This is a genomic window from Ruegeria atlantica (genome assembly GCF_013033965.1).
GTDB lineage: Bacteria > Pseudomonadota > Alphaproteobacteria > Rhodobacterales > Rhodobacteraceae > Ruegeria > Ruegeria atlantica_D.
The window spans coordinates 113,547-136,579 of sequence record NZ_WQFE01000010.1 but is presented as its reverse complement, the minus strand read 5'-3'; the positions used below and the strand labels follow the sequence as shown (position 1 = coordinate 136,579).

Sequence of the window (23,033 nt, the reverse complement as noted above, 5' to 3'; positions counted from 1 at the left end):
AGGTTGAGCAATCTGTGTTGAAAGGATGATCGGTTTGATCTGCCCGGTGCCGGAATTTGCAGCAAGCGCGGGTTTGGGAAGGCAGCTATGCCGCCTTCCCGAAAAGTCACTTGATACGTTGGCCGTTCGCCAGGATCTGGCCGTCCGAAGTAAACTCGATTTCCGAATTCAACGTGTCGGGCTCCTCACCAGGTACGGCCATCAGACCCATCATCATCCGCGCGCCCATCGCGTCGCTGTCTGAAACCAGACCCATCCCGATCAGCTTGTCGATCAGAGCGTTGGCACCCACCAGCTTCAGCTTGGCAACACCGGTCGGCGCGGGCATGCCGTCGAATTCCGAAGTATTGGAGTTGTCGAAGGTGAAATCGCCCTCACCGGTCAGCTTGGCCCCGACCAGAGACACAAGCAGCTCGTTGATTTTAAGCGAGTGCAGTTCGCCCGGCGCTAAGCCAGATGTATCCAGTTCCTCGACAGAGGTCGGGTCAAAGATGTTCATCAGCACCTTGGCGGTTCCGGTGGTGTCCAACGCAATCGTCGCCGGATCGCGTGGCAGGGCGCCGGCAGGGTCGAACATGCTCCACAGGATATCGGACATGGTGAAATCCGTCAGGTTCATCGCAAAGCCAAACGGTTGGATTTCCTCGGATTCCTGCACCGGGATCTCGAACTTGAACCCGGCATTTTCCATTGCGATTTCGATCGGGAAGGGCAGGTCAGCCGTCGTCACCGCCACTTTCGCGCTGTTCTGCTCAATGTCATAAGCCAGACGTTCGGCGTCGATGCTGGCACCAAATTTGCCACCCTTGGATTCGCTTCCGACCGAGAAATCCTCACCTTCGCTGGTGCCTGCCATGGCAGTCTGACCAGACCCATAGGTGAACAGTCCTGAGAATGAGAAGCCGGCCTTATAGAAAGCCTGCGGGTCCGAGATATCGAATTCAGACGGGATCACGTTTGTGCCTTCAAACGCCAGCTGACTCATCGAGCCATCAACTTTGGCCGTGTCGCCGCTATCGGGGTCCTGAAACGCCAGATCATAGGTCATATCGCCTGCGGTGAACGACTGATCGATGTCTCGGTTTTCGCCGATTTTCATCCGCGAACTACCAGCCAGATCCGTCAAGCCCACATCCACGGCCAACGCGTCAGCCGGCATCGTTTCGCCGTCTACAGTCACTCCGTCCAGCTTGATGCCAATCGCGTCAGCAGAATAGTCATAGGTCATGTCATCCTTAGAGCCCGAAACGACCATGGTCATCCCGCTCTGCGAATAATCGATGTTGACCGAAAACTTTTCACCATCACCCTCGCCGGAGACGGTCATCGGGAAACTCTCGGGGAAACCAATGCTGACCGTACCATCGCCATTTTCCGTCAGGGTCATTTCGGGAACAACCATCTGGAAGTTTACGTCTTCCTCGGGCAAGTCCATCGAAAAGGCCATGTTGGCAATTGTCGTGACAGCACCCGCGACAGTTTCATCACCCGAAACGGTGTAACCCATCTGACCCAGGTAGGTTTTCCAGTCATTCCAGACATCCTGTGAGGTCAGGTCGGCAAGCGCGCCTTGTGTGATAACGGTATAAGCCAAAATAGCGCCGCTGCTGCGGCGAAGGAAAACGGACATTTCAGTACCCTTCTAGATAATTTTGCCGGCATCGTCGTGCTTGTGACGCCGGGCGTCAAGGGGCAAGGTCTGGACCCTTTCCCCATTCGCGCGGTAAGCATTCACACAAATTCAAACCGTTGGAGGTATAGGAACCAAATGCAGGGAAAAACCGTACTGATAACTGGGGCCAGCCGTGGCATCGGAGCAGAGGCGGGGCGCGTTTTTGCCGCAGCGGGTGCGAACGTGGCGCTGGTTGCACGTAGCCGCGACCAGATCGCCGCATTGGCCTCTGCGTTGGGCGAGAATGCAATCGCGCTGGAATGTGACGTCAGCGATTTTGCGCAGGTCGAACAGGCCGTTGCAGATTGCGTCGACAGGTTTGGCGCGTTGGATGTTCTGATCGGGAATGCTGGCGTCATTGATCCGATCTTCCATCTCTCGAACGCGGATGTTGCGGCGTGGGACAAGGCGATCGATATCAACCTCAAGGGAGTGTTCTACGGAATGCGTGCGGTGTTGCCCATCATGCGAGCGGCGGGCGGTGGCACTGTGTTGACTGTATCATCTGGCGCGGCTTCGAACCCGGTTGAGGCCTGGAGCCATTATTGCGCATCCAAGGCCGGTGCAAAGATGCTGACGGAATGCCTACATCTTGAGGAATCGTTACATGGCATCCGCGCAATGGGCCTTTCACCGGGAACTGTGGCGACCGAAATGCAGCGGGTCATCAAGGCCAGCGGTATCAACGCCGTCAGCCAGTTGGACTGGAGTGATCATATTCCTGCCGACTGGCCGGCCAAGGCGCTGTTATGGATGTGCACGGCGGATGCGAATGAATTTTTGGGAACCGAGATTTCGCTGCGACGTGAGGATATTCGGCAAAGAGTTGGACTGACGTGATCGAACTAAACAAAGAAGACGGTTTGTGGATCGTCACCCTGAACAATCCGGGCAAGGCCAACGCGCTGACCGGGGCGATGCTTACCGAACTGGCCGAGATTGCCGAAGCCGCCTCCGAGGCGCGCGCCCTGATCCTGACCGGTGCAGGCAAGGTTTTCAGCGCCGGTGCCGATCTGGATGAGGCGCGTGCGGGTCTTGCAACGTCAGACGTGTGGGAGCGTTTGTCGGGCGCAATCGCGGCCTTGCCGTGTCTGACGGTCGCCGCGTTGAATGGTACTCTGGCCGGCGGGGCAAACGGTATGGTGCTGGCCTGTGACATCCGAATTGCAGTCCCGTCTGCCAAGTTTTTTTATCCTGTGATGAAACTGGGCTTTCTGCCGCAACCGTCCGATCCGGTGCGCATGTCGGCGCTGATCGGACCATCGCGCACAAAGATGATCCTGATGGCCGGGCAAAAGATCACGGCGGATGACGCTTATTCCTTTGGTCTGGTGGATCGGGTGGTGGCGCCGGATGACCTGATGCAAACGGCGCGAGATCTGGTCGCTGACAGCATCGCAGCCGATCCCAGCATCGCTGCAGGTATCGCTGGGTTGTGCGGATGAGGCTGTCTGGCTTGCGATTGCGCGTCGCTGATCCTGAGCAATTGGGCAGTTTTTATGCGGACGTTCTTGGGATGTCGGTGCAATCGCAAGGGGTGTGCCTGCGCATCGGCTATCAGGGGCAGGACGCCGATTTACTGCTGATGCCCGGCGGCGGTGGCTACACCCATGATACAGGGCAACGCTATTGGAAGATCGGCATCACCTTACCGGATGTCGATCTGGCCGCAGCCTTCCTGCGCAAAAAGGGTATTGAGGTATCAGATCCGAAACAGTTTCTGGACATAGGGTATATGTGCCACCTCAAGGATCCCGAAGGGTTCGTGATCGAGCTGCTTCAGCACGAATTTGAAGGCAACCGACCGCCCAACGCTGCAGACCCGAGCGATCCGTTTGCGAAGGCTTGCATCGGTCAGATCACTCTACGAACCGGGGACATAACAGCTGAGGATGCGTTCTGTCGCGCTCAGGGCATGCGCCTGCTGTCGATGCAGGACGTCGGACAATACGGCTTTGATCTGCATTTTTACGCGTTCACCGACGAGGTTCCGCCAAACCTGGACCTGTGGGCTGTGGAAAATCGCGAATGGCTTTGGAAACGCCCTTACACAACTTTGGAATTCCAACACGTCGAAGGCGCCCGATTTGCCAATGCGCCCGACTATCGCGGGTTGGAGTTTCAAGGGCTTGCCGCGCCGACACGGGATGCGTTTGGAGACCCGATAAACCCCGGCTAATCAGCGCCCACGCCGTTTTCCCGGGACTTTCGACCGAAACCCGGGTGGGCGTTTTCGGACCCAATGCAGGAACTTCTCTAACCGAGGATGCGCGCGCAAGGCTTCGACTGTATTGAATTCACGGGCCAACTCGGCCTCGGTCAGGGTTGCGTGTACCTCTTTGTGGCAGATCAGATGTAGCAGGACGGTGGGTCCGCCCTTGCCCCCTTTGAGTTTTGGGATCAGATGGTGCAGGCTGCCGCCCCCATCCGGGATCGGGCGGTCGCAGAGCGGGCAGATTGGATCGCTGTTCGTCATGGCGTAGGTAAGGTTGCGTCGGGTGGCGCGAAACGCAAGAGGGCAGGGATGGCACAGGCACTGGTGATCGGCGGAGGACCCGCAGGCCTGATGGCAGCCGAGGAACTGGCCAAGGCAGGGCATTCTGTAGTGGTGGCCGAGGCCAAGCCTTCGGTGGCGCGGAAGTTTCTTATGGCTGGGAAGTCCGGGCTGAACCTGACGAAGGACGAGCCATTTGAAACTCTGTTGTCGTCATATTCCGAGGCCGCGGATTGGCTGCGCCCGATGATTGCTGAATTCGACGCCTCGGATGTGCAGACATGGGCACGAGAGCTTGGGCAAGAGCTGTTCACTGGCTCGACCGGGCGCGTGTTTCCCAGTGTTATGAAAGCCTCTCCGCTTTTGCGGGCATGGCTGGAACGGTTGGACGTGGCGGGCGTCCGTATCAGGACTCGCTGGCGTTGGGTGGGTTGGCAAGATCATCAAGCTGTTTTCGAAACGCCCGATTGCAGGCAAGTCTTTAGCGCGGACGTGACCGTACTTGCGATGGGCGGGGCAAGCTGGTCGCGGTTGGGTTCTGACGGCGCATGGGCACAGTTGCTGCATGAACAGGGCGTGCCACTCGCACCATTCGCACCCTCGAACTCTGCCATATCGGTCGGTTGGAGTTCTTACATGCAGCCCCATTTCGGTGCGGCGTTGAAATCGGTGCGGTGGATGGCCGAAGAGTTGGACAGCCGCGGTGAGGCGGTGATTTCCGAAACCGGGTTAGAGGGTGGTGGACTATACTCTCTGACCCCGGCCCTGCGCGCAGGTGCGGACCTGTTTGTCGATCTTGTGCCGGATTTAACCGCATCGGACTTGCAGGCCCGATTGACGGCAAGGAATTCGAAAATGACCTTGTCACAATGGTTGAAAAAGTCACTGAAGCTGCCGCCGCAGAAGATCGCGCTGTTTCATGAGATGTCAAAGCTCTGTGCACTGCCTAAGGGGCTAGAGGCAACCAGGCTGAAACAATTGCCAATCTTTGGTGCTGGATTGCGTCCGATGGATGAGGCGATTTCTACGGCAGGTGGTGTGCCACAAGACGCGCTCGATGACGGCCTGATGTTGGCCGCATGTCCCGGCGTGTTCTGTGCGGGCGAGATGCTAGACTGGGAGGCCCCGACCGGCGGCTATCTACTAACGGCTTGTCTGGCGACGGGCCGTTGGGCTGGACGAAATGCTGCAGATTGGCTGAAACGGACCGCCTAGCGCGTGCGCGCCAGCATCGCCAGTCGGATCATCGCCCGTTCGACCAATGCCATGGCCGGTGCCGTTTGTCCGGCCGAGCGCAGCGACAGATCCGTATCCGTCAGAACCGTCAATGCGGTCTGCAGTTTTTGCGCACCCCATCCCTGGGCCTGACGCAGAATGCGATCGCGACGCTTACCATATACCGGGGGGCGCAGCTTTCCGATGCCTTGCGCCGCTCCGCCCGGGTCGGACGCGCAGGCGTACAAAGTACGGAAGTGCCGAGTCGCACCGATGCAAAGACTGACCGCATTGGTCCCCTGCGATTGCAAACGTCGGATCAGCGGGCCTATTTCACCCGCGCGGCCCTCGGCAACCACGTTCAGCACGTCGTCCAAGGCGGCCTCGGTCGAGCGGGGCGCGCAGGCTTCGATGTCTTCTATCGTCAGTTCGGAACCGTCACCGCTTTTGTAAAGCGACAGTTTTTCAATCGTTTGGGTAAAGTCACCGGGGCTGATACCGATGGCCAGCTCGGTGATCACCGACATTGAATCGCTGGGGATGTTCCGCAAACCGGCAGCCGTCAGAATGCGTTCAACTTCCGCGCGCGAAGGTGGGTCATCATAGATACCCACCGCATAAGCCGAGCGGTGTGTTTCGAACGCTTTGCGGATCTTGGAACTGGCCTTGAGCTGCCCGGCGGTGACGATGATCTGGGCGTCCCCGGGCGTCCAATCTTCCAGCGCCGCCAGGATTGCGGGGGCAGCCACGTCGGTTGTGTCTTCGACGAACACAGCGCGAGGCCCGGGAAAGAACCCGACCGCTTTGACCGCGTCCAGCAACAAGGCCGGATCGCCACGCAGATCGCTTCCAGGCAGGCGGGTCAGCCGCATCTCTTCTTCGGCATTAGCACCCAAAAGCGCCGCCAGAACCTGCTGACGCTTCAGTGCCACCCGCATTGCATCCGCGCCGTAGATCAACAGCCCGGTCTTGTCCGCGTCGGGTTTCGAGAAGTACCCCTCGGCCTCGCGCGGGTTTAGCTTCATGTGGACAGGCCCGGTGTGGCGTAAAGGCGACTGATGATCTGATCAGACAGAATCACCATCAGGCGTTGTGTGGCGTCCCGTTCATCGGCCAAAGTGGACACGGTGGAGCCGGCCGCCGAGTACCCCACAAAGTCCGTCACTGAACCCGAGGCAAGAACTTGTCCCGTTGTGTTCGATCTAAGCGAATAATTGGCGGTTCCGTTGATGGTAAGACGGTTGGTTTCGTTCGTCGTGGTGATCGCTGCCGCCACTGTCTGAGTCGCGACGGAAACATCCAGACTGTAATCACTGCCGGATGTCGCGCTGCGGCCAAGCTTTTGCTCAAGATCTTCGACCAGAAGAAAGCTGCCGACTGTGCTTGGCGCGGACACTTCCACGCGACCATAAAGGGCCGAGCCAGAACCGCCCGGAGCGTACACAGGTTCGAAACCGCAGGCGGCAAGCGCCAGCGGCATCAACAACAAGGTTCTGCGATTAAACGACGACATTCACAATCCGGCCTGGTACAACGATAACTTTCTTGGGTGCAGCGCCGTCCAGCGCCTTTTGCACAGCTTCGGTGCTGAGCGCGATTTTTTCAACCTCGTCCTTGGGCATATCCTTGCCAACGCTGATTTCCGCACGGCGCTTGCCGTTGATCTGGATCGGCAGGGTGACGGTGTCGTCAACCAGCATGGCTTCATCCGCAACCGGCCATGGTGCCGTGGCAACCAGTCCTTCACCGCCCAGCAATTGCCAGAGTTCCTCGGACAGGTGCGGGGTCATCGGCGACATCAGCTGTGCCAGCGTTTTGGCGGCCTCGCGCTTCGCAGCAGTGCCCGCCTTTGACTTCGCCAAGGTGTTCGTGAAAGCATAAAGCTTGGCGATCGAGGCGTTGAATCCAAAGGATTCAACACCGCCTGACACATCGTGGATAGCTTTGTGCATCTCGCGCAGCAGGGTCTCGTCTTCGGCGTTGGCCGGAGTATCCGATTCGGCGATCTCTGAGGCAATGCGGTGCACGCGGCTGAGATGTTTAAATGCGGCTTCTGCCCCCGAAGCAGTCCATTCCACGTCGCGTTCGGGCGGCGAATCGGACAGAACGAACCAGCGGGCCGTGTCAGCGCCGAAGGCAGAGATGATGCTGACCGGGTCGACGACGTTCTTTTTGGACTTCGACATCTTGGCTGAGGGAATGATCTCGACTTCGGTGCCGTCGGTCAGTTTGCCGTCGGTCACATCCTCGGGCAGGTGATAGACCGGACGACCTTTGGCATCGCGGGTCTGGTAAATCTCGTGCGTCACCATGCCCTGCGTGAACAACGCATTGAACGGCTCAACGGCTTTTTTCGGCAGGTGGCCAGTGATGTTCATCGCCCGGGCGAAGAAGCGAGAATAGAGCAGGTGCAGAATCGCGTGTTCGATGCCGCCGATATACTGATCGACATTCATCCAGTATTCGGCCTCGGCCAGATTGGTCGGCGTTTCGGCGTGTGGCGCGGTGAAACGGGCGAAATACCAAGACGAATCGACAAAGGTGTCCATCGTGTCGGTTTCACGCTTGGCAGGCGCGCCACAGGACGGGCAGGCGCAATCGCGCCAGGTCGGGTGGCGGTCCAGCGGATTGCCTGGCTTGTCGAAAGTGACATCATCGGGCAAGCGAACAGGCAGGTTTTCTTTTTTCTCGGGCACAACTCCGCAGCTGTCGCAGTGAACGACAGGAATCGGGCATCCCCAATAGCGCTGGCGAGACAGGCCCCAGTCGCGCAGTCGGTACTTGGTAACACCTTCACCCCAACCGGCCTTTTCAGCGAAATCGACAGTGGCGTTGATCGCCTCGTCACCTGTGGCCTCGGTTAGACCAGCAAAATGGTTCACCCAGCGGACTTTTTCAGTTTTGGGTGGGACAAAGGCGATCTTGTCGACCGGCGTGTCATCATCCAGAGCAAAGAAGGTATCGACCACCGGCAGTCCATACTTGCGGCAGAAATCGAGGTCACGCTGATCGTGCGCCGGGCAGGCAAAGATCGCGCCGGTGCCGTAATCCATAAGAATGAAGTTGGCGATCCAGACCGGCAGCTCCCAATTCGGGTCAAGCGGGTGTTTGACGCGAATGCCGGTGTCATAGCCCAGCTTTTCAGCCGTTTCGATGGCCTCTTCTGTAGTACCACCCTTGCGGCATTCAGCAACAAACTCAGCAACTTCGGGGTTTTTTGTCTCAAGCTGCTTGGCAATCGGGTGATCCGGCGAGATGCCGACAAAGGACGCGCCCAGCAGTGTATCCGGGCGAGTCGTATATACGCTGATCGGCTCGGCGCCATCAGTTCGTTCGAACCCGAACTGCAGGCCGCGCGACTTGCCGATCCAGTTTTCCTGCATCAGACGTACTTTGGCGGGCCAGTTCTCCAGCGTGTCCAGTGCGTCCAGCAACTCTTCGGAGTAATCGGAGATTTTGAAGAACCATTGCGTCAGCTCGCGGCGTTCGACCAGAGCGCCCGAGCGCCAGCCGCGCCCGTTTTCCACCTGTTCATTGGCCAGAACGGTCATGTCGACCGGATCCCAGTTTACGACCGCGTTTTTACGATAGACCAGCCCGGCTTCGAGCATATCAAGGAACAGTGCCTGCTGCTGGCCATAGTATTCTGGGTCACAGGTGGCGAATTCGCGTGACCAGTCGATCGACAAACCCAGTGGCTTCATCTGTCCGCGCATGTCAGCGATATTGCTGTATGTCCAGTCTTTGGGGTGCCCACCAATCGCCATGGCAGCATTTTCAGCAGGCATTCCAAAGGCATCCCAGCCCATCGGGTGCAGTACATTATGCCCGGTCGCCAGCTTATGACGCGCGATCACGTCACCCATCGTGTAGTTACGCACATGCCCCATATGGATTCGGCCCGAGGGATAGGGGAACATCTCAAGCACGTAATATTTCGGCTTGTCCGCCTTGTGGTCGGCAGTGAAGATCCCGGCCTTGTCCCAGGCCTCTTGCCATTTTGCTTCGATTTCTGTGGCCGAGTAGCGCGACATGGTGCGGTCCTTCGTAAATGAAAACGCCGGGCATGAACCCGGCGTGGTAATATTGTGATTTTCGGCGGGTGGCTAGAGCTTGTTGTCTGCAATGCGCAACTGGCGTGCCCGGTTTAGGATCGCGTCCTCGACCGCCCGCGCTGTTGCCGCGCTAACCGGAGCGCCCCCGCTGGATTGCAGCGAAACCGACAGCGACCGCGCAGCCAGCGCCGGGTCGCTTATATGTACAGTTGCGCGATAAGAGCGTCCGCCGCCGGGCGGAGTGCCGTAACCTGTTACAATCACGCCGGTAAATGGGTCGACTTCCTGGACCGGCAGGAAATTCAGCACATCCAGCGATGCTGCCCACAGATACCGATTCACATTAACGATCTGTTCGGCATTGCCGCGGTCGAACACATCCCAGATGGTTGTGCGATCCGGATCGTTCAGCTCTCGTTCATCTGTGCGGGTGCTGTCTGAACTCAGCAAAGCTGTATTCGGCGCAGCCCCCCGATTCTGTCCGCAGGCCGACACGGCAGCAGTCATTATGATCAAACCGAAAATCGTCTGCAGGCGCATTGTCGACTGGTCCTGTTTCACTTGGTCTACTTTGTTACGTGTTACTCCTAGACAAGGTCCAGTTCAGCAACAACCCTATTCTTATTACACATGTCAGTGTGGTGGGCATATTGGCCCCCAAATATCGACTGTGGCATCCTTGCACCAATTTGGGGCCAATGCGCGCTCCACATTTAAGGCAAGCTTGCGCTTTGGGGGCAATTCGAGCGAAACGGTTCCCGTGCTGAGACATGTGCTGAGGCATATGTCGAGTAGATAAATTTTTGAAACCGAGGGAAACAAGATGAAAAAAGTTCTCTTTGCAACCACGGCGCTGATCGCGACCGCAGGCGTTGCAGCAGCTGAAGTGAAATTCGGCGGTTACGGCCGTTTTGGTATTGGTTACCAGGAAGACCGTTCGACCAACGACAACGTAAGCGACACCATCCTGATTTCGCGCTTCCGTCTGAACATCGACGCAAACGTTGAAACCGACGGCGGCGTTGAGTTCTCGGCTCGTGTTCGTATGCAGGCTGACGAAAACGCATCCACAGGCGAAGCCGGTTCGGCTAACCTGAGCGGCGCACGTTTCTCGGTCATCTACGGTGGTCTGCGTGTTGACGCGGGCAACGTTTCGGGTGCCTTCGACAACCTGGCAAACTACTACGGTAACGAGCCTGGTCTGGAAAGCTTCATCGGTCAGTACTCCGGCGTTGACTATGACTTCCTGACATTCTCGTCGACCGGTGCAGGCGCAAACGCTGTGTTCTTCCAGTACGCAGTTGGCGACTTCGCATTTGGCGCATCGTATGATGAAAACACCACCAACAACGGCGGAACCGCTCTGGGCGGCACCGATCAGTGGGACATCAGCGCGACTTACAACTTCAACAACTTCACCGCAGCTCTGGCCTACGGTCAGACCACCGGTGGCGGCATTGAAAAGTCGACCCTGACCGTTCTGACCCTGGGTGCAGAATTCGGCAACTTCTCGGGCACCATCTTCGTCGCTGACGATGATGTGAACGTGGACGCTGAAAACGGCACCGCATACGGTCTGTCGGCAGCCTACAACCTGGGCGCTGCAACCACCCTGACCTTCGCTTACGGCGACGGTTCGGCTGACAACGACACTCGTCAGTACGGCATTGGCGCCATCTACGACCTGGGCGGCGGTGCATCGCTGCGCGGTGGTATCGGTGACACCAAAGTTGGTGACGCAGACAGCACAATCCGTGCAGACTTCGGTGCTCGCTTCGACTTCTAAGTCGATCAGACGCACAAAGTTTAAGGGCAGGTCTTCGGACCTGCCCTTTTCTTTTGCGCGGACTTGGTGTTTTTCTGCCCTCAAAGCAGAGAGAGGAAATCCATGTCGCTGCACGACATAACTGCCCGCATCGCCAAGGCCGAAACCAACGCTGGAAGACTCGCGGGATCGACAAAGCTGATCGCGGTATCAAAGGTTCAACCGAATGAACGTGTCGAGGCCGTGCTAAGCGAAGGCCACCGCTGTTTTGGGGAAAACCGCGTGCAGGAAGCAGCCGGCAAATGGCCGGGCTTCAAAGAGCAGTTTTCGGGAATCGACCTACATCTGATCGGGCCGTTGCAAACCAACAAGGCCCGGCAGGCAATGGAGCTTTTCAACACGATTCACTCGGTGGATCGGCCCAAACTGGCTAAAACGCTGGCGCGGCTGGCGCAAGACATTGGCCAGTGTCCGGATCTGTTCATCCAGGTCAATACCGGAGAGGAAAAGCAAAAAGCGGGAATCATGCCGGCAGATGCAGACGCCTTCATCGCCGAATGCCGGGAGTTGGATTTGCCGATTCAGGGGTTGATGGCGATTCCGCCGGTCGACGAAGAGCCCTCGTTGCATTTCGCGTTGCTGGCCAAGATCGCCGAGCGCAACGGGTTGCAGGGCTTGTCTATGGGGATGAGCAGTGATTTCGAGCAGGCAATCGCACTGGGCGCCACCCATGTGCGCGTAGGTTCCGCCATCTTTGGTGAGAGGATCAAACCCGCGGAATAATCAGGCGTGATCCGGGGGATAGTCTGCGCGCGAGCCAATGCAAGTGGTCGCGGCGAAACGCAACGCAGCCTTCGGTTGGATAGCCGGGGCGTCTCCATTGGTGAAGGAAAATGGCTGATCCGCGGCCCGGCACCGAATTCGGCCAGTTCCAGTCGGTGATCAGCACAAGATCGTACAGGGGGTCCGCGCGCCGCAGCTTTTCGTGGCTGGGCGCATAGGGCGCGCTGACCATCTGATTGTATTGGCTGTCCCCGCTGTCATCAGACCAAAGATCACCCGGGCCTATGGGAATCGCCCATGAAGCCGGAGCTGTGAGCCTGTCCGGCCGAAACAGCATTCCGACAATGTGGTGCACACCTACTGGTGTTGCCCCATCGCCTTCGCGCTTGTCATCCGTCAGGCCGCCTTTTCCGATTGAACATGGAAAGACCTGCCCGGCAAACCGGACGCCGCGAGGCGTAAGAACCAGATCGTCTGGCGTCACAGCAAATGGCCCGACTTTGCGGCCTTGGTTGCCAGATATCCTCGGTTATGGGCTGTTTCACCCACTTTCAACGGGACTCTCTCGGTTACGGCGATGCCTGTCTTTTCCATCATCGCGATTTTCGCCGGGTTGTTCGTCAGCAACCGAACCGAGGTAAAACCGAGCTCTTTCAGGATGTCCGAACCCAGTCGGAAATCGCGTTCGTCGTCCTCGAATCCCAACCGATGATTAGCCTCGACCGTGTCAAAACCCTGATCCTGCAGGAAATAGGCCCGCATCTTGTTGGCCAGCCCGATTCCGCGCCCTTCCTGGTTAAGGTATAGCAAAACGCCAGCGCCTTCGGACCCCATCTGGGCAAGCGCCCCACGCAGCTGCGGCCCGCAATCGCATTTCAAGCTGCCCATCAAATCGCCCGTGAAACAGGCCGAGTGTAATCTGGCCAATACCGGTTTGCTTCGGTCAGGACGCCCGATTTCCACGGCATAGTGCTCTTCTCCACCGTCTTCGGGACGGAACACGTGCAGGCGGCCGGCCTCGGACACCTCCATTGGCAAGCGCGCTGCTGCAATGGCGTGCAGGGCGCTGCGGTCCGCCAAATGCGGCGCGGCGCGGGTGTGGTCGATGCAAGTCAGGCCGTGTGACGCTGCAAAACTGCGACCGTCCTCGATGGGGACTACGACCGCGGCTGGCAACAGGCGCGCGGATTTCGTCAGGGCGATGGCAATACGGTGCAGGTTGGCATTGCCCTGACGCTCGGACATCAGGGGGCCTTTCATCGGAGTGTTCAGATCATCCGAGGGATCGGCGACGGCCTGAACCCATGCGATGTCGGTGTCCGGCGGGATGATGACCCGCGCAAGATCGCCATCATAGGCGCGTGCCTTCAACGTCTCTGCGCGTCTTACGGTGACCGCGACGACGGGCTGACCACTGATGCTCCGCAAATCGGCCAACCGCTGCGCGCTCAGGGTTTCAGATGCGATGGCTATGACGCTGAATCCGCTGTCATCAGTCAAAACGACCGGTACGCCCATACGCAGGTCTGCCCGGGCTCGTGCCAGCAATTCCGAAATATCGGGGATAAGACTCATCTGTGTTACCCTATAACGTGTTGGTCTTCGTCTAACCCGAACGGATGGAAAAGTGAAACAATTCCTCTGCGTCAGACACGAGGGCGTGAGAGTATTGCAGTAAATCTTGTTGATTGCGCTTTTCGCACGCAAATGGTGGAAAAGGCTTAGGAGGACCGGACATGGCTCAGCTCAAGAAAATCCTGCTGGTGGATGACGATGAAGACCTGCGCGAGGCGCTCAGCGAGCAACTTGTGATGACCGAGGATTTCGACGTGTTCGAGGCCGCAGACGGTCAATCCGCCATGGAGCGGGCACGCGAGGCGATCTATGACCTGGTCATTCTGGACGTCGGTTTGCCAGATACGGACGGTCGCGAGCTGTGCCGCCTGATGCGCAAACAGGGCGTCAAAAGCCCAATCCTGATGCTGACGGGCCATGATAGCGACGCAGATACCATCTTGGGTCTGGACGCGGGCGCCAACGATTATGTTTCCAAACCGTTCAAATTTCCGGTTCTTCTGGCCCGCATCCGCGCGCAGCTGCGCCAGCATGAACAATCCGAAGACGCGGTCTTTGTGCTGGGGCCGTACACCTTCAAACCAGCCATGAAGATGCTGATCACCGAGGAGGATCGCAAGATCCGCCTGACCGAGAAAGAAACCAACATCCTCAAGTTCCTGTATCGCTCGGCCGATGGCGTCGTTGCGCGCGATGTGCTGCTGCACGAGGTTTGGGGTTACAACGCCGGTGTCACCACCCATACGTTGGAAACCCACATTTATCGCCTGCGCCAAAAGATCGAACCCGATCCATCGAATGCGCGTCTTTTGGTCACAGAATCGGGCGGATATCGCTTGGTCTCGTAACTCCGGGTGGATTGACGTGGATCAAAGTGATACTCTGGATGTGTAATTAGATTACTCCCAACCCGCGCATGTCCGGGTTATGACATGCACCTCCCTGTTGGACTGCCGGGCCTTATGGCCCGGCTTTTTTTGTTGGTGAAGTGAACGAATGTCCGCTTTGAGCCCCAAGTGTGAATTTGTGCTTCACGCTTCGAACTTACGCAGCACTAAAATTGCTGCAAGCGCTCAAATGTCAACGCCGCAGAGCAGCGGGAATTCCGTCCATTGATGCGAAGCGCAGCGAAGATTGCGGAAGCAAGGATCTAGTCGCGTAACTTAACTGGCCAATACCTTCTAAACCATAGGCATTCGCAGTGCCCCAATAAGTCACAAAAGCGTCCGGTCAGAAGGCTGCTCAGTTCAGTTTAAAGTAAATAGGTTGGCGAAGAACGCCAGCTCTATTAATTTGGGTTGAAGACTGCGGGAATTAGCCAAGAGGTTTGTATACGACCGCATCAATCTCGACTTTGGCGTCCACCATGATTTGGGAACGAACTGTTGAGCGGGCCGGGCCTCCATTCGGGAAGTAGGTCGCGTAGACTCGGTTGAACGTCCAAAAATCGCGAGGATCATCCAGCCAGACGCCCACTTTCGCTATATCTTCCAAGGTGCAATCAGCCAACGCTAAAGCCGCAATCAGGTTTTCCATCGTTTTTCGGGTTTGTGCCTCAATGCCTCCCGCTTCGATTTCTCCATTTTCTTTCATTGCCACCTGCCCAGAGATGAACACAAAGTCACCAGCTCTTACGGCTGGTGCAAAGGGCAATGGTTGACCACCTGCACCTGTCCTGTCATCGCCCAGGCGCACGATTTTTTTCTCAGTCATTGAAGTGATTTCCTTCTGTTAGCTCATTTCCGTAAGGGATTGGGTCCACGGCACCAAACCCCGTGGTCGATATGGCCGCGCCGCGGTTCGCGAGTTCTGCGGACTTCAAGGCATCCTTGTTTTGCAGGTAAGCGGACAAGAAAATTCCGTTGAAACAGTCCCCTGCCCCGGTGGCGTCGACCGCCTGGACTGATACTGCGGGAATTGCATGAATGCCTTGCCCGTCGGATACTGATACACCGTCCGCACCAAGAGACAGCGCCACAATTTCAGCACCCAGATTGTGGTAGAAGCCAATGATGTCGTCGGGGCTGTGAAGGCTCGTCAATTGACGGGCATCATCAAGCCCTGGCAACGCAATGTTGCACATTTTCATTGCATCATGGGTAACCTGTCGCGCCTCGTCCAGCGGCCAAAGAGCTGTACGCAAGTTGGGATCGAAAGCAATTGAAGTGCCAGACTTACGCGCTGTATGGATTGCTTGCTGAGTTGTTGATTGTAACTCTGGGCTTACCCCAAGACTGATCCCGGAAGTGTAAAACATCCTGGCATTGGAGATTACATCGCCTGGAATTTGTTCCGGCAACATCCGGCTCGCAGCGGAGCCTTTCCGACGGTAAACGAAATGGTGCCCGTCTCCATCGTGAAAGACAAAATAGAGCCCCGTGTCTTCACTGGCGGCAGTTAGCACGTGTTCGTGGTTTACGCCTTCTCGGGACCACAAACCTCGAAGTTTCTCTCCAAATTGATCATCTCCGACGCGCGTGATCAAGGCGACGTCTATCCCCTGTCTGGCGGCAGCGACGGCGACGTTGGAGACATCTCCGCCAAATCCGCTCTTGAACAGGCCATCCGAGCATGCATTCAACTCGAACAGGGGTTCCCCTAAACATATGAGGTCAGCCATGTTGTACCTTATCGATGCCCAGCGCAGGTTGCATATCCGGGCTAAGTTATTGCTGTTACTGAACTTTGCCCCGCGCCGCGACTGGAATAGACCCCAGCGTATAGTCGCCACGAATGGCTTCAATCTGGTCCACCATATTGGTCACAACGCAGGCATGGTTGGGAATGATCCGGATACGTTCACCAACTTTCAGATTGATCTTGTCGGCCTTCAGAACGCCATGTTCCTCTGACAGGCCCTCAACTAGAATGTCCGGGCGACCTATCACGTACCCGTGGCCTTCCAGCCCCAGCAAATCTGACGTCAGCACCTTTGATCCCGCATCGATTACGGCCCGATTTTCGGTGGGGACCGAGATTACAGTGGCAAGAACGCTCAGAGCGCAATCTTCCCAGGTACAAATACCCCGCGCCTGCAATGAACGGTCATTGTAGATGTACGTGCCAATCCGATATTCCGTCGCAACCGGCACATCCTGCGCTTGCCACATGCCCGGTGAGCCGCCATGGGACACGACGCGCACCGGCAATCCGGTCTCTTCGATTTCGCGTTTGGCACGGGTGAGCCATTCCTGAACCGCGCCCTCTTGGCCCACAGGGGGATATGTCATGAGACCGAGGAACGAAACGCCCGGTTGGCTATCGATATAACGTGCCAAATCTCGCGCTTGTTCGGGGGTGGTTACGCCACAACGCGCCGCGCCGGTGTCACACTCCACAAGTACGCCCAGTGGTGTCGGCGTATCAGCAAAGAACTTCGACAAACCGTCAATGGTTTCGATGTTGTCCGCAACGACTGACAACTTCACCTTCTCTGAAAGGGCACGTAACCGTGCCAGCTTTGCGTCGCCGAGGATATTAAAGGTGACCAACACGTCATCGATGCCGCCGTCCGCAATCATTGCCTCGGCTTCACTCACTTTCTGGCAGGTTATGCCAATAGCGCCAGCCTCAAGCTGCCGTCGCGCCAACATTGGGAGCTTGTGGGTTTTGATATGCGGTCGGACGGCGAGCCCGTGTTTCATACAGTGGGCCTGAAAGCGGTCGATATTTGCTTCGGCGATATCCAGATCGACCAGAACGGCCGGTGTATCGATGTCAGGAAATCTCATTCCACAACCTCCTTGTGAGGGTTTTTTACGATGGGCCATATTGGACGTGCCAGGTTCTTGTAACGTGTTTTGGTAGGGTCATTCGGATAGGGGCCTTCGACGGCTGCATAGATTATCTCGGAAGCAACGTCTGAGAAGGCGCCATGGAAATGGTTGGTCGATTTGACGACCAGTATCTTTTTCTTGCTGATGTCGATACCGAGATTAGTGAACAGGTCCGGCGAGAATGCCTGGCTTCGGTTCGAGTTCAGGACAACTTCGATCCCTCCCAGTCGTATGACCGAACAGTCCCCCATGGGGACGACAGATGCACCAAAGCTTTGAACTGCATTGCGTTTATTGCGGACGACCGTGACCGTGGCGTCAATCGGGTTTCCGGCCAGAGCAGATGTTTTGCCACCAAAACGAAGATCAAAGACCGCGCCTTCTCCGGCTGCGTGGCAGAGGCGCACAGCCATGGGATCCCATATCGTGCCGAACGCTACGGATTTGAGCTTTTGGGCGATGGCCTCTTCAAGGATCAGCGTTGAATCGCCCGCGACACCTCCGCCTGGATTATCCCAAACATCCGCCACGACCACTGGCCCATGAACAGCGTTCTGAGCCTTTTTTAGTGCCTCAACAGGCGACAGGTAATCTGGCTTTGTCTGCCCGCGAAACGAAAACAGCTCATATCCAAGTTTGCGCGCTATATCATCCGCCTTGGTCTGATCATTGTCGGTCAGGACAATGATCTTAGCACCAAGGTCCGGAGAGTCCCCGGCCATAAAGCCATGAATGACCGAAGCGGATAGAACTTCGCCCGTTGTCTCCATCTGTTTCAGTTGATCGACAAATCCGCGCATGGGTTCTTGGCTGGTTGGCAGGACATCCAACATACGAACGTCAAAAACTGAGATAACGGGCCGAATGTCTCCTTTGATCGTGCGCAGAGTCAGATCGACACAGGCTTCTCCTGCTTCAACAAAATCAGTATGCGGAAATTCTTTGAACACAGTGATTACGTCCGCATTCGATACACGTTTCTGGCTGAGATGACTGTGCGGGTCGAAGCTGGCTCCGATAACCGTTTTAGGGCCGACAATAGCGCGAATGGCTTCGATCAAATCACCTTCGCAATCCACACACCCTTCGGCAATCATCGCCCCGTGCAGACCAAGAACAACGCCGTCCAGAGGCAAAGCAGAGGTCACCTGATCCAGGACCTCATGTTTCAGCCGCGCCCATGTTTCGCGGTTTAGTAACCCGCCCGGTTCCGCCCATGTGGCAGTGCCCTCGATCAACTCCAGCTCATTGACCTGCGCCCGTTTTCTCAGTGCCGGAAACACAGCGCTGCACAACGTGGGGGTAACAGGGTGTTCGCCGGGTGGTGCGTAAAAGCTCTGCTCGAAATCGGAAAAATCCGTGCGCAGGGGGGAAAACGTATTTGTTTCGGTTGCAATGGACGCACAGAAAACCCGCATGTCTAATCCAATTCGTTGGTTGGGTCGGAGACCAGAAACTGATCTCCGACAAGAGGTGCTGCCGGTTGGTTCCGGCAGTCAGGGAGGATCAGTCGAGGTAAGACGCGTTGTTGGCGTTCTCTACCGCAGCCTTGAAACTTGCCAAAAGCTCGGCCGCTTTCTCATCCAGGTTTTCCTGAACATGCGCTTCAAAAGCAGGCTGTGTTGCAGCCGCCATGGAATTGCGTTGCTCGTCAGTCAGGGCCGTCACTTCAATCTGATCCATGAGGCCCGCAAGACCTCTATCTGAGGATTCGATGATCCGTGACAGACCGCGGCTTGCAGTTACGCAGTTTTCAGCAGCCGTACGGATCGTGGCCTGCTCGGCCTCAGACAGGCCCTCAAAGAATGCGCGGTTGATCATGAAGGTGTAGGGCGAAAACAGATGGTTGGTCAGCGTCAGATACTGCTGAACTTCGGCAAAATTGGCGAACGAGATGATCGGAACCGGATTCATCTGACCGTCAATCACGCCGGTTTGAAGGCCGGAATACACCTCGCCCCACGAGAGGGGATAGGCTTCTGCGCCCAAGGCTTGCACGATCTTTTGATGTGAAGGCAAAGTCATCGTCCGGATGCGAATGCCATCAAAGTCTTTAAGGTCTGCAATGGGTCGCTGAGAGTTGGTGACCGCAAAGAACCCACCTGTATCCGGGAAGCCCAGGACCACAACGTCGCCCAGCTCGGTTTCGATATCTGCGGCCAGAGCTTCGCCGAACTCACCATCGAAAACCTCATAGGTCGAGGCGTTGCCGTTAAACGCAAATGGCAGATTGAGAACATCAATCCGAGGGTAGTAGCTTGCCAAGGCGCCGGTCGATGTCAGGGTTGCCTGAATGATGCCGTCCCGCACCTGCTGCACATGCTCGGCGGCGGAGCCCAGTTGGTTTGATCCAAACACTTCGACCGTGACGCTGCCATTGGTGCCGGAATTCACGAGGTTAGAGAACACGGCCGTACAGGCGTGCGCCGGATTCTCAAATGGATCTGTTTTGTTGTCGTGCCCGAATTTGATGACGCCACCTTCGGCCAACGCACTAGTTGCAAGCATGGTCGCGGTAAGCGCCGCACCTGTCAGAATAGTCTTCATTGTTCTTCTCCTGTTGGTTTGGTTTTCGTGGGGAATTTACTGAGCAAAGCCCAACATCCGGGGCAGCCAAAGGGCTGCGTCCTCCCAAAATGCAAAGGCAAATAGGATAGCGATTTCGGCGATCAGAAACGGAAACAGCTTGATTGAGATCCGTTCCAGCTTTTCTCCGGTCACGGAAGACAGAACAAACAGGCAGGCGCCCACCGGCGGGGTCATCAACGATATGTTAAGAGCCAGAACAAAGATGATCCCGGCGTGAATTGGTTCCAGCCCAACCTGCTGTGTGAGTGGAACCAACACCGGAGCAAGGATGATCAGGATGGCGGTGATATCCATCACCATACCAACAATCAGCAGCAATCCGATTATGATCGCGATGACGGCATACCGGTTATCTGAAAGACCAAGAACGGTTTCCGCGATTAATTGCGGAATTCGTTCAAAGCTCATCCACCAGCCGAGAATGCCGGCGAAGGCAATGATCACAAAGATAACACCAGTGATGCGTGCAGTACGGACAAGCATCGCGTAGAAGCCTTTGAACGTCAGCGACCGATAAACAAAAACCCCGATGAACATCGCGTAGGCCACAGCAATCGACGCAGCCTCTGTCGGGGTGACGATCCCACCCAGAATGCCCCCCAGGATAATCACAGGCATCGCCAACGCAGTCAGCGAGGAAACAAATGTATCCCAGACCTCGCGAGGGGTCGCACCGCGTAGTGCTTTTGGAAGGTTTTCTCGCTTACCGCCGATGGCTATGACCGCCATGCAAACGATACAAATCACTAGGCCTGGCAGAACGCCTGCGGCGAACAGGCCTGCAATGGAAACACCCATTAGCGACCCGTAGACAACCATTAGCCCCGAGGGCGGAATGGTCGGGCCGATGATGGATCCCGCTGCCGTGACCGCACAGGCATAATCACGTTTGTAGCCTTCTTTTACCATTGCAGGCACAAGTGTCCGACCAAAGGCCGCCGCGTCCGCAGTCGCCGAGCCTGTTAGTCCAGCGAAGAATACCGAAGCCAGCATGTTGGTATGGGCCAGTCCACCGCGAAACCGTCCAACCAGAACCTGAGCCAGTTTCACAAGGCGGCTGGTGATCCCGATGTCATTCATGATCTCACCGGCCAGAATGAAGAACGGCATGGCAAGAAAGGGAAAGATATTGAGACCGTTGAATATCTTGCTGGGACCAATCGCCAAGAACTGCGTTCCGCCCATGTCAATCAGACCGACGACGCCGGCAAGGCCAATGGCAAACCCAATCGGCATCCCGAACAGGATAAGGGCGACAAAAACGATTGCGACGATCACAGCGTTTCCTCCGCCTCAGTGGCAAAGGGTGGTTGGTCAATATGCGACCCCAAATCCCGAAACAGGACCAGCACCAGCTGTACAGATGACAGTGCCGCCGCGACGGGAATGGCTGCGTAGAACGGAGCAAGGCTGGCGCCAAAGATCATCGCCTGGCGGGGAGCCCCGCTTTCGGCGAAGCTGATCCCAAAAAATGCGACGTATAAGAACAAAGCCAGCGCCAAAACGTCCATCGCAACCAACAGAGTACGGCGCAAACCGACGGGAAGTACCACGATGAATGCAGTCAATCCGATGTGGTCCCTGCGCGCGATTCCGGAAGAAACTGCAAGCAATGCGGCCCAGATCATCAGGTAGCGGGCCAGCACCTCGGGCCACGGGAGTTGCCAGTGAAAATAGTAGCGGTCGACTACGCCAAGCCAGACATCCAGCACCAAGGACAACATCAACGCGGCGACGATACCCTCGACGACTGAATTTATCTTTGCGCTTGCAGTGGCAAACCAGTCTGACATTCGCACTCCTCCCCAGGATCCGAATCTGTAACTTGGTTACACCCTGCGCGATCATGTCCGGATTTTCAACGAAAAAATGTAATTTAGTTTCTTTTAGGCAGTTGAAAATGAGAAACTTCCGCGAATATCGGTGAATTTCTTGCTCGCTCGCAGCGAAATGTGTAACTAAGTTTCATGAGCAATCAGGAGAAAATCACGCACATGCCGAACCAACCGCGCCCTGTCTCAGATGAAAACGCGCCCCCGCATAAGGGCCGCATTGGCGCTGTGGATCTAATCCCGGCACTGCATAATTCGCAGACCAAACTGGCGGTTCAGGAGCAGAAAGTCGCTGACTACGTAAAGGACCACCTCAACGAAATCAGCTCGATGACCATCGGGGATCTCGCGGAACGTTGTTCGGTCAGTAAGCCAACGGTTGTGCGGTTCTGCCGTAGCCTCGGCTGTGAAGGCTTTCGGGACTTCAAGCTTCGCCTGGCCCAAAACGTCGCCGTAAGCGCCCAGTACCTATACAGAAATGCCGGTGATGAAAGCTCTGACGCGAACTCAGCGATCGACCAAGTCCTGGGGGCCTTGTTCGCGACCCTAGATGTCATGCGCGGTCAAATCGACACGGAGAGGCTTGAAGAAGCAAGGGATGCCTGCCTAGACCGGCGGCAAATCCTTTTCACGGGAATAGGAGGAGGATCCTCTCTTGTCGCTCAGGAAGCATCCAATCGCTTTTTCAGGCTCGGAATTCCATCATTCTTTGTGAATGACAGCTACGTCCTGCAAATGCGCGCGGCGGCGCTTGGACCCGAAGATGTTCTTTTTCTCGTTTCAGCAAGTGGTGAAGCTGACGCAATCGTCAGTGCCGCCGAAGTCGCCAATGGTTATGGCGCAACCACCATCAGTATTACAAAACCCAATACACGGTTGTCAGACATATCTAAGATAGCCCTTCTCACAGAGCTGCCGGAAGACAGCGATATCTATAAGCCTACGGCCTCGCGATATGCGCATCTTGCCATTGTCGACGCACTAGCCATGACTGTGGCGCAGGAGATGACGGACGAAACAAAAGAGAATCTTCGACGAATTCGAGCGTCATTGACAGCTTACCATGGAAGAACTGGGCCACAGCCGTTGGGCGACTGATCTACGGACGGTTAGACCCGTTTGCTTCGACGCGCCGTTGATTGGTACTAGCTGGTATCAACCCGGCAATCTTAGGTGAAATCGAAGCACTGAGTTGGAGCAATTTGCGACAACGGCAGCTTAGTGTGCTTTGGCGCAGGTGCGGCGAATATGCACTTTGTCTGCGTTTTGGAGACCTG

23 protein-coding genes are annotated in these 23,033 nt (G+C 56.6%); 8 read left to right on the top strand and 15 right to left on the bottom strand.

The window, feature by feature from the left end; genetic code table 11:
• Positions 1–106 precede the first annotated feature (106 nt).
• Complete coding sequence (locus GOW16_RS17180) at positions 107–1,630, bottom strand: DUF2125 domain-containing protein (protein WP_170417237.1); 1,524 nt, start codon at positions 1,628–1,630, stop codon at positions 107–109.
• A 138-nt stretch (positions 1,631–1,768) separates the two neighbouring features.
• Here GOW16_RS17180 and GOW16_RS17175 point away from each other — a divergent pair, with 138 nt between their 5' ends.
• Genes GOW16_RS17175 through GOW16_RS17165 form a run of 3 tightly spaced genes read left to right on the top strand, consistent with a single transcriptional unit; the run spans position 1,769 to position 3,851 of the window.
• Positions 1,769–2,512: an SDR family oxidoreductase gene (locus tag GOW16_RS17175; protein ID WP_170417235.1), complete on the top strand. Its 744-nt coding sequence runs from the start codon at positions 1,769–1,771 to the stop codon at positions 2,510–2,512.
• Positions 2,509–3,117: an enoyl-CoA hydratase/isomerase family protein gene (locus tag GOW16_RS17170; RefSeq protein ID WP_170417233.1), complete on the top strand. Its 609-nt coding sequence runs from the start codon at positions 2,509–2,511 to the stop codon at positions 3,115–3,117. Before GOW16_RS17175 ends, GOW16_RS17170 begins: the two co-directional genes overlap by 4 nt.
• A complete protein-coding gene (locus GOW16_RS17165; RefSeq protein ID WP_170417232.1) occupies positions 3,114–3,851 on the top strand; it encodes a VOC family protein in 738 nt (245 codons plus the stop codon). The genes GOW16_RS17170 and GOW16_RS17165 overlap by 4 nt, the downstream gene beginning before the upstream one ends.
• Here the strand turns inward: GOW16_RS17165 and GOW16_RS17160 are convergent, their stop codons facing one another.
• Positions 3,852–4,148 (bottom strand): HNH endonuclease, encoded by a 297-nt coding sequence (locus GOW16_RS17160; RefSeq protein ID WP_170417230.1) that lies wholly within the window; start codon positions 4,146–4,148, stop codon positions 3,852–3,854.
• Positions 4,149–4,196: 48 nt separating this feature from the next.
• Between GOW16_RS17160 and GOW16_RS17155 the strand changes: the two genes are divergently transcribed.
• Positions 4,197–5,381: a TIGR03862 family flavoprotein gene (locus tag GOW16_RS17155; protein ID WP_170417228.1), complete on the top strand. Its 1,185-nt coding sequence runs from the start codon at positions 4,197–4,199 to the stop codon at positions 5,379–5,381.
• On the opposite strand, the gene holA is transcribed toward GOW16_RS17155, so the two are convergent.
• The 4 genes from holA to GOW16_RS17135 form a co-directional block, all read right to left on the bottom strand.
• Positions 5,378–6,406 (bottom strand): DNA polymerase III subunit delta, encoded by a 1,029-nt coding sequence (gene holA / locus GOW16_RS17150; protein ID WP_170417226.1) that lies wholly within the window; start codon positions 6,404–6,406, stop codon positions 5,378–5,380. The genes GOW16_RS17155 and holA overlap by 4 nt on opposite strands.
• The gene (gene lptE / locus GOW16_RS17145; RefSeq protein ID WP_170417223.1) at positions 6,403–6,894 is read right to left on the bottom strand and encodes an LPS assembly lipoprotein LptE; all 492 of its coding nucleotides are present in this window, start codon (positions 6,892–6,894) and stop codon (positions 6,403–6,405) included. Before lptE ends, holA begins: the two co-directional genes overlap by 4 nt.
• Positions 6,881–9,415 (bottom strand): leucine--tRNA ligase, encoded by a 2,535-nt coding sequence (leuS, locus tag GOW16_RS17140; protein ID WP_170417221.1) that lies wholly within the window; start codon positions 9,413–9,415, stop codon positions 6,881–6,883. Before leuS ends, lptE begins: the two co-directional genes overlap by 14 nt.
• 72 nt (positions 9,416–9,487) lie before the next feature.
• Positions 9,488–9,976 carry a DUF3576 domain-containing protein gene (locus tag GOW16_RS17135; protein WP_170417219.1) on the bottom strand — a complete coding sequence of 163 codons (489 nt, stop codon included), beginning with the start codon at positions 9,974–9,976 and terminating at the stop codon, positions 9,488–9,490.
• 283 nt (positions 9,977–10,259) lie between these two features.
• On the opposite strand from GOW16_RS17135, the gene GOW16_RS17130 reads away from it, so the two are divergent.
• Both GOW16_RS17130 and GOW16_RS17125 read left to right on the top strand, forming a co-directional pair.
• A complete protein-coding gene (locus GOW16_RS17130; protein WP_170417218.1) occupies positions 10,260–11,222 on the top strand; it encodes a porin in 963 nt (320 codons plus the stop codon).
• A gap of 102 nt (positions 11,223–11,324) precedes the next feature.
• A complete protein-coding gene (locus tag GOW16_RS17125; RefSeq protein WP_170417215.1) occupies positions 11,325–11,984 on the top strand; it encodes a YggS family pyridoxal phosphate-dependent enzyme in 660 nt (219 codons plus the stop codon).
• Here the strand turns inward: GOW16_RS17125 and GOW16_RS17120 are convergent.
• Positions 11,968–12,468 carry a L,D-transpeptidase family protein gene (locus GOW16_RS17120; protein WP_170417213.1) on the bottom strand — a complete coding sequence of 167 codons (501 nt, stop codon included), beginning with the start codon at positions 12,466–12,468 and terminating at the stop codon, positions 11,968–11,970. The genes GOW16_RS17125 and GOW16_RS17120 overlap by 17 nt on opposite strands.
• Positions 12,465–13,559 (bottom strand): GTP cyclohydrolase II, encoded by a 1,095-nt coding sequence (gene ribA / locus GOW16_RS17115; RefSeq protein WP_170417211.1) that lies wholly within the window; start codon positions 13,557–13,559, stop codon positions 12,465–12,467. The genes GOW16_RS17120 and ribA overlap by 4 nt, the downstream gene beginning before the upstream one ends.
• A gap of 161 nt (positions 13,560–13,720) precedes the next feature.
• On the opposite strand from ribA, the gene GOW16_RS17110 reads away from it, so the two are divergent.
• Positions 13,721–14,407, top strand: a complete 687-nt coding sequence (locus tag GOW16_RS17110) for a response regulator transcription factor (RefSeq protein ID WP_058272567.1) — start codon at positions 13,721–13,723, stop codon at positions 14,405–14,407.
• Positions 14,408–14,873: 466 nt separating this feature from the next.
• Here GOW16_RS17110 and GOW16_RS17105 read toward each other — a convergent pair whose 3' ends face one another.
• The 7 genes from GOW16_RS17105 to GOW16_RS17075 all read right to left on the bottom strand — a co-directional run bounded on the left by GOW16_RS17105 (position 14,874) and on the right by GOW16_RS17075 (position 21,717).
• Positions 14,874–15,272 carry a RidA family protein gene (locus tag GOW16_RS17105; RefSeq protein WP_170417209.1) on the bottom strand — a complete coding sequence of 133 codons (399 nt, stop codon included), beginning with the start codon at positions 15,270–15,272 and terminating at the stop codon, positions 14,874–14,876.
• Positions 15,265–16,179 (bottom strand): sugar kinase, encoded by a 915-nt coding sequence (locus tag GOW16_RS17100; protein ID WP_170417207.1) that lies wholly within the window; start codon positions 16,177–16,179, stop codon positions 15,265–15,267. Before GOW16_RS17100 ends, GOW16_RS17105 begins: the two co-directional genes overlap by 8 nt.
• Before the next feature lie 55 nt (positions 16,180–16,234).
• Positions 16,235–17,290, bottom strand: coding sequence for a D-TA family PLP-dependent enzyme (locus tag GOW16_RS17095; RefSeq protein ID WP_170417205.1), 1,056 nt, complete (start codon positions 17,288–17,290; stop codon positions 16,235–16,237).
• Positions 17,287–18,753: a M81 family metallopeptidase gene (locus GOW16_RS17090; RefSeq protein ID WP_170417203.1), complete on the bottom strand. Its 1,467-nt coding sequence runs from the start codon at positions 18,751–18,753 to the stop codon at positions 17,287–17,289. Before GOW16_RS17090 ends, GOW16_RS17095 begins: the two co-directional genes overlap by 4 nt.
• 88 nt (positions 18,754–18,841) lie before the next feature.
• A complete protein-coding gene (locus GOW16_RS17085) occupies positions 18,842–19,882 on the bottom strand; it encodes a TRAP transporter substrate-binding protein (RefSeq protein ID WP_170417201.1) in 1,041 nt (346 codons plus the stop codon).
• Between the two features lie 36 nt (positions 19,883–19,918).
• The gene (locus tag GOW16_RS17080; RefSeq protein ID WP_170417199.1) at positions 19,919–21,202 is read right to left on the bottom strand and encodes a TRAP transporter large permease; all 1,284 of its coding nucleotides are present in this window, start codon (positions 21,200–21,202) and stop codon (positions 19,919–19,921) included.
• Complete coding sequence (locus tag GOW16_RS17075) at positions 21,199–21,717, bottom strand: TRAP transporter small permease (RefSeq protein ID WP_170417197.1); 519 nt, start codon at positions 21,715–21,717, stop codon at positions 21,199–21,201. Before GOW16_RS17075 ends, GOW16_RS17080 begins: the two co-directional genes overlap by 4 nt.
• A 174-nt stretch (positions 21,718–21,891) precedes the next feature.
• Here GOW16_RS17075 and GOW16_RS17070 point away from each other — a divergent pair, with 174 nt between their 5' ends.
• Complete coding sequence (locus tag GOW16_RS17070; protein ID WP_170417195.1) at positions 21,892–22,854, top strand: MurR/RpiR family transcriptional regulator; 963 nt, start codon at positions 21,892–21,894, stop codon at positions 22,852–22,854.
• Positions 22,855–23,033: the final 179 nt, after the last annotated feature.